Origin of the sequence: Streptomyces sp. NPDC056296, assembly GCF_042268605.1 — a bacterium.
GTDB lineage: Bacteria > Actinomycetota > Actinomycetes > Streptomycetales > Streptomycetaceae > Streptomyces.
This window is the reverse complement of record NZ_JBHJRX010000075.1, coordinates 20538-31397: the sequence shown is the minus strand read 5'-3', so window position 1 is coordinate 31397 and position 10860 is coordinate 20538. Positions and strand designations below refer to the sequence as shown.

General features: G+C 69.8%; 10 protein-coding genes. 3 read left to right on the top strand and 7 right to left on the bottom strand.

Annotated elements, in window-relative coordinates; translation table 11 throughout:
* Positions 1-295: 295 nt before the first annotated feature.
* The 7 genes from ACFCZF_RS36490 to ACFCZF_RS36460 all read right to left on the bottom strand — a co-directional run bounded on the left by ACFCZF_RS36490 (position 296) and on the right by ACFCZF_RS36460 (position 6658).
* Positions 296-553, bottom strand: coding sequence for a hypothetical protein (locus ACFCZF_RS36490; RefSeq protein WP_376675296.1), 258 nt, complete (start codon positions 551-553; stop codon positions 296-298).
* 4 nt (positions 554-557) lie between these two features.
* On the bottom strand, positions 558-1571 hold the full coding sequence (locus ACFCZF_RS36485) for a hypothetical protein (protein ID WP_376675295.1): 1014 nt from the start codon (positions 1569-1571) through the stop codon (positions 558-560).
* Positions 1568-1888 (bottom strand): hypothetical protein, encoded by a 321-nt coding sequence (locus ACFCZF_RS36480; protein WP_376675294.1) that lies wholly within the window; start codon positions 1886-1888, stop codon positions 1568-1570. The genes ACFCZF_RS36485 and ACFCZF_RS36480 overlap by 4 nt, the downstream gene beginning before the upstream one ends.
* Before the next feature lie 133 nt (positions 1889-2021).
* Positions 2022-4547 carry a hypothetical protein gene (locus ACFCZF_RS36475; RefSeq protein ID WP_376675293.1) on the bottom strand — a complete coding sequence of 842 codons (2526 nt, stop codon included), beginning with the start codon at positions 4545-4547 and terminating at the stop codon, positions 2022-2024.
* A 38-nt stretch (positions 4548-4585) separates the two neighbouring features.
* Entirely contained in the window at positions 4586-5278 is a 693-nt protein-coding gene (locus ACFCZF_RS36470) for an ABC transporter ATP-binding protein (RefSeq protein WP_376675292.1), read from the bottom strand.
* Between the two features lies 1 nt (position 5279).
* Complete coding sequence (locus ACFCZF_RS36465; protein WP_376675291.1) at positions 5280-5648, bottom strand: peptidase inhibitor family I36 protein; 369 nt, start codon at positions 5646-5648, stop codon at positions 5280-5282.
* 356 nt (positions 5649-6004) lie between these two features.
* Positions 6005-6658 (bottom strand): recombinase family protein, encoded by a 654-nt coding sequence (locus tag ACFCZF_RS36460; protein WP_376675298.1) that lies wholly within the window; start codon positions 6656-6658, stop codon positions 6005-6007.
* 291 nt (positions 6659-6949) lie between these two features.
* On the opposite strand from ACFCZF_RS36460, the gene ACFCZF_RS36455 reads away from it, so the two are divergent.
* Genes ACFCZF_RS36455 through ACFCZF_RS36445 form a run of 3 tightly spaced genes read left to right on the top strand, consistent with a single transcriptional unit; the run spans position 6950 to position 10819 of the window.
* A complete protein-coding gene (locus ACFCZF_RS36455; RefSeq protein WP_376675290.1) occupies positions 6950-8539 on the top strand; it encodes a Mu transposase C-terminal domain-containing protein in 1590 nt (529 codons plus the stop codon).
* Positions 8539-9306: an AAA family ATPase gene (locus ACFCZF_RS36450; RefSeq protein WP_376675289.1), complete on the top strand. Its 768-nt coding sequence runs from the start codon at positions 8539-8541 to the stop codon at positions 9304-9306. Before ACFCZF_RS36455 ends, ACFCZF_RS36450 begins: the two co-directional genes overlap by 1 nt.
* Positions 9299-10819 carry a hypothetical protein gene (locus tag ACFCZF_RS36445; RefSeq protein ID WP_376675288.1) on the top strand — a complete coding sequence of 507 codons (1521 nt, stop codon included), beginning with the start codon at positions 9299-9301 and terminating at the stop codon, positions 10817-10819. The genes ACFCZF_RS36450 and ACFCZF_RS36445 overlap by 8 nt, the downstream gene beginning before the upstream one ends.
* Positions 10820-10860: the final 41 nt, after the last annotated feature.

The window sequence follows — 10860 nt, the reverse complement described above, 5'->3', positions numbered from 1 at the left end:
CGATCACCGATCGCCTTCGAGAACGCCTTCCACCTCACACCAACTACGCTTGCACCAGCCGCATAACCCGTGTTCAGGATTCGGGGTCAAGGCCCCACCAGCAGGCGCCGTGCGACCTGCGGAGTCTTGACTGCCTGCTCGAACAGGTCGGCCGCCTGCATCCGCACCGTTTCCCGGCGCTGGTGCGCCGCAGCGGTCAGCCCGCCCCCGTCCGCATACCTCACACAGCATGGGATACCGCCACCGCTCCAGGCCCCACATGGACTTCGCGAAGATTCACCCTGACGAGCCGAAGTCAGTAGTGGTGCAGGTCCTCGTTGAGTCGGCGGTGCAATAGCAGCAGGGTTTCGGTGTCGGCGACGTCGGCCAGTTGGTGGAGCAGGTCCCGGATCGCCGGGTCATCGCCGGTGCGCACGGCTGCCACGATGCGCTCGACGAGCCGGGTGGCGTCGGTGGGTGCGGCGGCTGCCTGACCGGAGGCCCAACCATGACAGTCCGGCCCTGGCCCGACAGCAGCGTTGGGTGCGTTCCGAAGGGTGCTGGTGGTCGTCACCGGTTCAACGCTCCTGCTCGGTCTCGGTCACTCGGTGGGCGGCCAGTGCGGCCTGAGCGGTCCGCGGCTCGATGATGACGCCGAACTCGTACAAGCCGACTTCCAGTACGTCATCGACGGCTGCCTGCGGTGTCCGCTTGGGGGCGAGCGCGGCGGCGCCGTGGGCGATGGTTTCCTCGCGACCGGGAGCGTCGGGGTCCTGGAGCGCGGACAGCACGGTTTGCCACAGCGCGGTCATCGACCCGCCCCGTCGCCGACCGGATCGACGGACGCCTGGTCCCCGCACCGCCTGGGCGGGAACCTCGACGTCGTCGGCGGGGCGGAACTTGGCCAGGCACAGCCCGCACAGCAGCGGCCCCCGCCAGAAGAAGAACGGGGTGACGTGCTGGCGGCGGGGGACGGGCGCGCACGCGCAGATGATGGGGAAGCGATAGCCAGCCCTGCCGGTACGCGGCGGGACGGCGGACTCGACGGCAGCTTCGAGCTGGACAGCGGCTGCGGCGTTCAGCGCGCTGATCACCTCTGCCCAGGTAGCGGCAGCGGTGTCGGACAGCGGGCAGTGGGCCAGGCCGACGACCTTGGCGGCCCGCGCGGGCGGGGTGAGCCCGACCTCCCGGGCGAGGCGCCCGTACTGCCTGTTGTGCCAGCGGCCGGCGCTGCTGGTGTCGCCGACGCCGCGGGTGAGCGCGAGGCCGTGCGCGGCGTGGTGCAGCAGGCCCTCCATCATCGGTCGGCCGCCGAGCCCGAGCGTGCCGGAGGAGATTTGAAGCTCCATGGTCAGGTGCCCGTCCCGTACGAAGCGCCGCCCGGTCCGCAGCGCCGCACACTTGGTGGGGTCCTGGGCGCCGACCGTGGGCGGCACGGTGACGGAGATGTCGGTGAAGCGGCGGCGGATTTCCCGCCATGCGGTCTCGATGGCGCTGATGATGACCGCGCCGTGCACGACGGGCGCCGTCGGCGACGATGGCGGCTCCTCCGAAGCGGTGGGCGTGCCGGTGAAGAGGGTCAGGTCGGTCACGAGGTGCTGCCTTCGAGTTGGGCAGGGACGCGGAAGGTCCGCAGTTCCTTGAGGTCGGGGATGTGGTTGTAGAGGGTGCCGACCGACACGCCGAGCAGGGCCGCGATGCTGTTCTCGGGGTTGGGCAGCATGTCGCGGGCGGCACGCAGCAGCTTGTCGTTGACGACCGAAGGCCGACCGCCGACGCGGCCGCCGCCACCGTCGCGGGCTTGCTCGATGCCGCACTCCTGGTCCGCGCCGGCGACGGGACTGACGTCCCGGCCGACGACGTCCGGTACAGCCTCCGCCTCACCGACGCCCACGACGTCAGCACCCACTGACACACCTCATGGAAGAACTACTGACGTTCTCGCCCGCCACCGCATCAGAGTGCTTTTCGCCATGCTCCGCGACGGCAACCTCTGCGAATCACGGGCTCGGGCGAGGGACATAGAGGCACCCCCGCTCCGGTCACACTTTTCCTCCTCGGGTGCGGAGGAGCAGGACGGAACGTGCTGCGGCAAGGACGGCGGCGAGGTAGGTCGCTGCGAGCAGGCTGCCGAGTTGTCCCCAGGGAATACTCAGGACGAAGCCGGAGATCTGGGTGGCGATGACCACTGTGGGTAGCATGGCGATGATCAGGCCGAGCACGGTACTGACCGTGATGAGAGCTCCCTGCTGGTATAGCAGGATCTGTCGCGTCCAGGCGGGAGGCAGTCCTAGCGCGGTGAGGCCGGCCAGATAGCTGCGAAGGGCGCGGATCTGGCCGCGGACGGATGCCAGCACGGTGGCCAGCACAAGGAGCACCAGTGCGACGGCGGTGGCCACCAGTGCCGCCGGGGCAATGGCCGGTGCGGGGGGCACATGAATGCGTACCGCACGTGCGTCGTTCCCCGATGCGATGACGGCTTTCTGGACGGATTCGGCCTGGGCGTCCTCAACACCGGTGATCACGACAGGACCGTGCTCGGGCAGTGGCAGCCGCAGATTGCGGGCGGTGGAGCGAAGCATGATGCCGTCGCTGCCGGCCCGCCAGTGGGTGGGCGGGGCTTGAACTGCGAGGGTGGGAAGTTCGGGGGTACGTCCGAGGACCTTGTCGTTCTCGTGCACGATGAGACGCGTACGTTCGACACCGCTCTCAGGGGCGTTTGGTACGTCGGCCCAGATGAGTAGGCCACCGTCGTTCAGAGTGGTGGTCTGGTCGCGCCCGAGGGGATGCCCGATCAGTCGCTCGGCGTCGGAGGGGGATCCCACCGTGAGCATCAGGCGGTCGCTGCCTGGTCGGTTGGCTGAGCGAATGAGATCGTCGGTGTTCATGGTGTAGACGGGGCTGAGCTCGAAGCGGGGATGTCCGTCGAGGACACCGGTGGTTTTTGCGGCCTGGAGCACTGCTTCGGTCGGTGCGAAGCGGTCGCTGCTGCTGTCGGTCAGCATGATCTGTCCGGGTAGGACGTCGGGGTGGTTCTGGGTGTCGGCCGTGCGCAGCAGGGTGTCCAGCAGGGCGATGAATCCCAGGGATGCTCCGAAGAGCACGGTGAGCACGGCCAGGGCTGCGCAGGCTCGGCGCGAGTCGGCGGCGAGCTGTCGGCGGGTGAGCCGGGTGCGGGGACCTCGCTCCGGGATCAGTTTGAGCGTCAGGGCGAACGCTTCGGGAATGATCAGCAGCACGGCGATGGTGACGATGCCGGCGAGGGTCATGGCCATGGCGGGGGTGTCGACTCGGGTGGCGTAGACCGCTGTGGCACACCAGGCGGCGACCGCCAGCAGTTGTCGACCGTCCCTGACCCGGCGAGCGCTCTTGCTGGCCGGCGCTCCGGGGGTGCTCTGCTTCGTGTCTGCAGGGCGGGGCGGAGCTGCGTTTTCGCGGCGGGTGCGCGCCAGTGCAAGTCCTGCAACCAGGGAGGTGAGGGTGATGACGGTGAGGAGGCGCAGGACGGGGTCGAAGAGCCCGTCCATCGGGCCGGCCGGGCGCTGGCGCAGGTGGGAGATGAGGAGACGAGCGCCTGCTCCCACGGCCAGACCTGCCGCGGCGCCCGCTGCTGCTGCGACCAGCGCCCAGAACAGGGCAGCCAGCGTGAGCCCCGTCGCTGCCGTCGAGCGGGGTACGCCCAGGGAGGTCAGGGAGTGCAATACCCGGCGGAAGCGCCGGTCGTTCAGCCCGAACACGAGCAGCACGGCTCCCAGCGGTACCACCAGTGCCGGAATCAGGTAGCCGGCCGGGGTCTTCTCTATCCAGAACCCCTCTGCCCGGTCATCGCTGCGCAGGTTCAGCGTGTCGGCGACCGCTGCGGCACCATCCGCCTGCTTCCTCTGTTCCTTCTCCCAGATGCCGATCGCGGAGGTGAACGCCGAGATCGCAGGCTGCGGTTCGGATCCCGACCAGAGCAGGACGGGCTGGGCTCCCAGTGCCGGATACCCCTCAGCCAGCTCTGCGGTCAGCGTCGCCCACGTGCCTGGCCCGGCCAGCAGGTTCGTGGTGCTGGCATTGCGGTCGTCGGCCGTGCCGACCACCGTGAGACGCACGTTCCCCAGCACGGTCAGCGTCTCACCCGGCGCGGTCTGCGTATCCTGCGTCTCAGTGACGACCACTTCGCCCGGACGGCTCGGCCAGCGCCCGTCCCGGAGCTCGTAGCGGCGCGGGTAGGGGTTGGCCGCCCAGTCGGCTTCCAGCATCGTCACATTGCGTACGGGGGTGGTGTCGAGCTGAACGTCGGAAGCGCTGAGCATGATCATCGCGTCCGTGATGCCGGCGCCCTGCACGCGGCTTCTCAGCTCGGGGATGAAGGCCTCGTCCCCGGGAGGAAGCTGAATACTTCCGTATCCCACCGAGGCATCGAAGCGGCCCAGGTCCCGGTCCGCGACTTGCGCACCCGACAGCGACAGCGTCTTGAGCACGATGAACATCGACATGACGAAGAGTGCGGCGATGAACACCATCGCGGTCGAACGGATCAGTGCCCGCGAACGGGACAGCCGCCGGGCGAGCCGGAAGGCCAAGCCCGTCTGTCCTGCCGGAGCCGGCTCTGTTCGCGCCGTCACGAGCGACTCTCCAGCCGGCCGTCAACGACCTCGTACACGGTATCGGCGTACTCCCGGCAACGGGGATCGTGTGAGCAGACCACGGCCAGTACGCCCTCGTCGCACAGTTTCCGGATCAGGTCGAACAGCTCGCCCGTGGCCACCGAGTCCAACGCTCCGGTCGGCTCATCCGCCAGCAGCACCGCTCGCTGTCCCGTCAGAGCACGCGCCATTCCCACGCGCTGACGCTGCCCGCCCGACAACTGCCCGGGCATGCGGTCCTCCAAGCCGGCAAGCCCCACCCGCGACAGCTGCTGCAGTGCCTCTGCGCGGGCTTGAGCGGTAGTCAGGCCGAGGGCTTCCAGGGGCAGGGCGACGTTCTCCGCCGCAGTGAACTCCTGGATCAGATGATGGTCCTGGAACACGACGCCCACGGTGCGAAGCCTCAGCTTCGCCCGTTCCTTCTCGCTGGCGGTACTCACCTCGACACCGCCCACCTGGATCTCGCCGGTGTCGGCGAGATCCAGGCCTGCCAGCAGATTGAGCAGGGTCGACTTGCCCGAACCGCTGGCGCCGTAGATGCACACGAACTCGCCAGGTCGTGCATTGAAGTCCACATCTCGCGCGGCCCACACGGTCTCTACTTCGGAGCGGTAGGCCTTACAGACCCCCCTGGTCCGGATGAGCGCGGCATCCACGGCGTCGGTCAACTCAGCAGCCGTTCCTGGTCCGGAAGGACGACACCTCGTCGCTGTTCAGGGGCGAGACGTTGTTGTCGTTGCTGGCCCGGGCCATACCCTGCTTGTCCCCGCCGCCGTTGGAGTCGCCGGCCATGCATCCGTCGTAGGTCGCGGAGCGGTTGGCCCACGAGTCCATCTCGTCGTTCCTGTCGCCGGTCAGGTTCGTGAACGTGGTGCTGCCGTGCGCACGCTCGCCGATCAACCACGCGAAGTCGTTGTTGCCCCACAGACACATGTTGTTCGAGTTGCACTCGCTCAGGGCGGCATTCGCCACGCTGGGCGTCATCGACAAGGCGGCGAACAGGAGCGTTGCCGACGCTATGACCGTCTTGGCTCTCAAGATGTCTCCTCCGTTGACTGTGTGGACTCGAGTGACAGCGAAGCGTGTCACTCGGCGCCGACGGATCATGTCCATGAACATATGCATGCGTCAACAACGCGATCACCTCATGGGTTCTTTTTGGACACAACCTCGCCACAAATGACTGGCAGGTGCCCAGTTCCCGGGGGCGGTCGCGAAGATTGCCGACCGCACCGAGGAGGCTGCCGGCGGATGGGCCTTCACCCCGCGGAAGTGGAGTGGAGGCACCGTCCAACAGGATCGCCCGTGCTTTCTCCTGGAGTCGCAGGGGGGCGGCGCCGGAGGAGGCAGAAGCCTCAAGTACGGGGCGTGCAGGGTGGGCGGCGTGATCGTCATCAGCTGCCACCGGTGAGCTGGGTGGGGACACGGGAGGTCCGCAGTTCCTTGAGGTCGGGGATGTGGTTGTAGAGGGTGCCGACGGAGACGCCGAGGAGGGCGGCGATGGTCTCGATGCTGTTGTCGGGGTTGGGCAGCATGTCGCGGGCGGCGCGCAGCAGCTTGTCGTTGACGACCGAAGGCCGGCCGCCGACGCGGCCGCGGGCCCGGGCTGCGGCCAGTCCCTCGTGGGTGCCCTGCACGATCAGCTCCCGGATGAACTCCGCGAGGGCTGCGAAGACGTGGAAGATGAGCCGGCCGCCGGGGGTGAGGGTGTCAAGCTTCTCGTGCAGGGAAGTGAACCCGATCCCGCGTGTGCGCAGCTCGGCGACCATGTTCACCAGGTCCTGGAGGCTGCGCCCGTACCGGTCCAGGGAGGGGACGACGAGGGTGTCCCCGGCCTGAAGGAAGGCGTGGCACGCCTTGAGCTCGGGGCGGGCGTCGTTCTTCCCGGACTTCTTCTCGGGGAAGATGCGCCGGCACCCGGCGAGGGTGAGCGCGTCGATCTGCCGGTCGAGCTTCTGCCCGCCGGTGGAGACACGGGCGTAGCCGATGCGGATCTCACTCGGCCGCGCGGGGAAGCCGACCAGCAGGTCGTCGTCCGCGTCGAACACGTCGGTCAGGGTCGTCACGGGGGCCAGTGTGCCGTCAACTAACCATCGTTTTCTGAGGAATAGCCGGACCCCCCTCGAAGAGAGCCCTGGAGCCTTCAACAACTCCCTCAAAAACCCCGACCCCTCAACAACCTTCGGTCACCCTTTGATGAGGAGCTCTCGGCCTGTCCGGCCGCATCCGGATCATGCTGGGCGTTCGTGCGCTACCGGTTCGGGCGCAGTCCACCCGGACGCGTGGATGCGGGCGCCTGTTCGGGCACGGCGGTTCTGCCACCGCTGACACTTCGGGGCATGGGGAGGGTATCGGCGGAGAAGCGCCGGGCGGCCGTCGAACGGCTGTCCCGGCTGCGCGAGGACGAGGCGTTGACCGCCGCGCACGTGCGTACGGTCGCAGACAGCCTCGGGGTGTCGGAGCGGACGGTGTGGCGCTGGCTGGCGCCGCCGAAGCCGGCCACGCCCGCGGCCCGTCCGCGCTACGAGCTGAGCGAGACCGACCGGGACGCACTCGCCTTCTACCGGGGCAACGTCGCCGCGGTGGTCCGCGCACGACGCGCGGTAACCGACGGGGACGGCACGACGGCCGGGGCGCCGGTGCCTGACTTCCTCGCCGAAGGGTGGGCGAGCGCGAAGCCGGTCCCGGAACGCACGCTGTACCGGGCGTTCACCACCGACCTGACCCCGGCGGAGCGGGCGGCATGGAAGTCCGGCGAGGCCGGGCGCCGGGCGGGCACGGTCTACCTGCGCCGCCCCGACGCGCTGCGTGGCCGCTGCTGGGAGATGGACCACAAGCAGCTCCCGATCCTGGTCCTGCCCCCGAAGGGGAAGGCGCTCGCGCCATGGCTGACCACGGTCGTCGACGACGGCACCCGGGCCCTGCTGGGCTGGGCCATCGCCGTCACCCCGACGTCAGGCACGGTGCTCACCGCAATGCGCATGGCGCTCACCCACGAGCCCGAGGTCTCGCCCTTCGGCGCCGTGCCCGAGCTCGTGCGTATCGACCGCGGTCTGGAGTTCGCCGCCGGCGCGGTCAAGGAGGTCCTCGGCGGCCTGACCGTGATCATGCACCGCCTGCCCGCGTTCACCCCGCACCGCAAGGGCAAGGTCGAGAGGCTGAACCTGACCATCGAGCAGATGCTGATCTCCCAGCTCCCCGGCTTCACCGGTGGACCGCGCGACGCCGGTGGCAGGCTGTACGGGCCCATCAAGGACTCCGCCGCAGCTCAGCGCGCCGCAGAGACCGCCGCCGACGGCACAGGCCCGCTGCGCCTGGAACGGTTCGTCGAGCGGTTCGCCGACTGGACCCGTTGGTACAACACCGAACACCGCCACCGCATGCTGGCGGGTCGCACCCCGCTCCAGGCATGGGAAGAAGACCCAGCGCCGCTGCGGCGCATCCCCACCGACCAGCTTCGCCACCTCATGCTCGCCGGCGCCGAGCGGATCGTGCAGAAGGACGGCATCAACTTCCACGGCCTGTCCTACGTCGCCCCCGAGCTGTACGGGCGGGGCGGACAGCGGGTCCAGATCCGGTACATGCCGCACGACGACCGCACCATCGAGGTCTACGACGGCGGGACGCACGTGTGCACCGCCTACCCGACCGGTCAGCTCACCCCGGCGCAGACCGAGGCGTTCCGCGCGCACGCCCGCGCCGAGGCCGACCGGCTCGGGAGGGAGCGGCGCCGCGCCTCCCGGCAGGCCCGCCGCACCCTGGCCCCCATGACCGGCGACGGCACCGCGCCGACGGAGTCCCGGCTCGTTCCGGCCGTCAGCGGCGCACTGCGCACCCAGCGCGAGCGTGACGCAGCCCTTGCCGCCCGGGCCAGCACCAGTCTGCTCGGACTGATCGATCCCACCGCCCCCGCCGACCTGGAGAGCTGATGCCGCACCACTTCGTCGACCTGGACGGGGCCGCCGCCCTGCCCACCGGACACTTCCAGATGACCGCCCGCATCGTCCGTGACATCGTCGCGCACGCGGCCACCGGCGTCGTCCATGGCCCGGCCGGCACCGGCAAGACCTTCGCCGTCGAAGCCGCCCTCGAAGCCCTCGACGCACTGCCGCCCACCCAACGGCCGCAGGTGTGCGTGCTGACCTTCCCCTCCCGCCCGACCATGCGCATGATCGCCGACCAGCTACTGCGCGAACTCACCGGCACCGACACCCCCTCCTCCCGCAACCGCTTCGACCTCACCACCAAGCTGATCGGCCTGCTCGCCGCCCCGATGCGCCTGATCGTGGTGGACGAGGCCCAGCGCCTGACCGGCGACTGCATCGAGCTACTGCGCCACCTCCACGACCACCCCCGCACCCGCTTCGCCCTCCTGTACGTCGGCGGCGACGGCTGCTGGGAAGTCCTCTCCAAGGAGCCGATGCTCCGCTCCCGGGTCTTCCGCCGCCTGCCCTTCCAGCCACTCAACCCCGCCAAGGTGCCGTCCCTGATGCGCCGCTACCACCCCATCTACCAGGACGCCCCCGACGACCTGCTCCTGGACGTGGACAGCTCCTACGGACACGGCACCATGCGCGACTGGGCCGTCTTCACCCACACCGCGGCCTCCCTGTGCGCGAACCAGGACCTCGCGACCGTGGACGAACCCACCGTGCACAACGCCTACGCCCTCCTCGGCGGCGGCCTGCGTGACTGACCCCCTTCCCGGCACGGACCCGCTCGCCCTGCCGGCCCGTCCGTCACGCACCGTCTACCTGGTCACCGACGCCCTCGACGAGGCGACCTTGACCCGGCGCCTGGCCGCCCTGGAATCCGCCCAGTGCATCGTCGTACGCCCCAACCCCGTACGATCCGCGTCCGACCTGGTGTGGGACGTCCTGACCGCCGCAGGCAAGAACCCGGTCGCGGCCCGCACCAACCGCATGACCATCGACAGCGCATGGGCGGCCACCGCCGCATGGCTGACCGTCGCCCGCACCGAGCACATCGTCGTCGAGCGCGGCCACCGCCTCTCCGAGAAGGAAGCCGTCCGCCTTGCCGAGCTCGCTGACACCGTCGATGCCACCCTGTGGCTGATCTGGTCCTCACCGCGCGACGCGACCAAGATGGGCAACGCCCTCGAAAGCTTGGGCCACTCCCGCCTCCACGGCCGCCGCGGCAAGCTGCCCTCGAACGGACCCCACCGACCCCTGCGCGCGATCTACCTCGAGGACTTCTACCGCCTGCTGCCCCTGCCCGACCCGGCCACCAGCCTGCCGCCCAACCCCGACGAGAACCTCGCCCCGGACGACGACTGGCCCACCCTGCCCGACGCCGACTTCCCGCTCTTCCTCGCCACCTGCCGCCGACGCCTCGCAGCCGACACCTTCGACCAGCTCAACCACGTCTACCGCTCCGAAGCCCAGCGCACCGACCAGTTCGTCCGCCGTCACCCCCACACCCTCACCGCCCCCCGAGCGGGCGACTTCGACCGCGCCCTCAACGCCTACCTGCGCGACGAACGACTGGGCCCCGCCACCAGCCCTCACCTCGCCCTGATCCGCCTGCGCGCCATCCAGGCATCCCTCCTCAGCCGCGGCGTCCTTCTGCGCTGGCAGCCCGCCAGCCTCGGCCCGGCCCCGGCCGACTGCCTGCCGACCTGGCTCACCCCCGCTACCTGCCGGGCCCTGCGAGCCACCGTCCGCACCGACGCGGCCGCCGCCACTGTCCTGTCCCTGCACCTGTCGGCCGCCCCCGACACGTTCTCCCACGTGCTGTGCCGCAACATCGACGAGGACGGCCACCACCTCTACCTGCCGACCGTCCCCGACCACGCAGTCCACCTACGCGCCGACTGGGCCCACGCCATCGACCAGAGCGAAGACGACGAGTACCCCGGCCACCGACACACCACCAGCAAGACACCCCTGCCCCCGTACGCCGCCGAGATCCTCGCCGCCCAGCTGGCCCACCGCCGAGCGGAAGGCTCCGGCACCCGCGGCCACCTCTTCGTCAACTACCAAGACCCCGCACTTGCAGCCTCCGAACGCACCCTGACCGAGCTCATCCTGCGCACCTGCCGCCGGATCGGCATCCAACCCCACTGGCTCCACCGCGGTGCCTGCCGAGAGGACGGGCAGATCGGCGCCGTTCCCACCTCCCACACCGACTGGATGACCGCTCGCCGCCTCACCGTCACCGTCCTCGACGACCAGGGCGGCGACCTATGAACCGCTGGTACCAGGCACCACCCCGCAAACAGCAGCCCCGC

What these genes read in the sequence shown, in the direction of transcription:
- ACFCZF_RS36455 (WP_376675290.1), top strand. Translation starts at nt 6,950, where the DNA reads ATGGGGAGGGTATCGGCGGAGAAGCGCCGGGCGGCCGTCGAACGGCTG.
- ACFCZF_RS36450 (WP_376675289.1), top strand. Translation starts at nt 8,539, where the DNA reads ATGCCGCACCACTTCGTCGACCTGGACGGGGCCGCCGCCCTGCCCACC.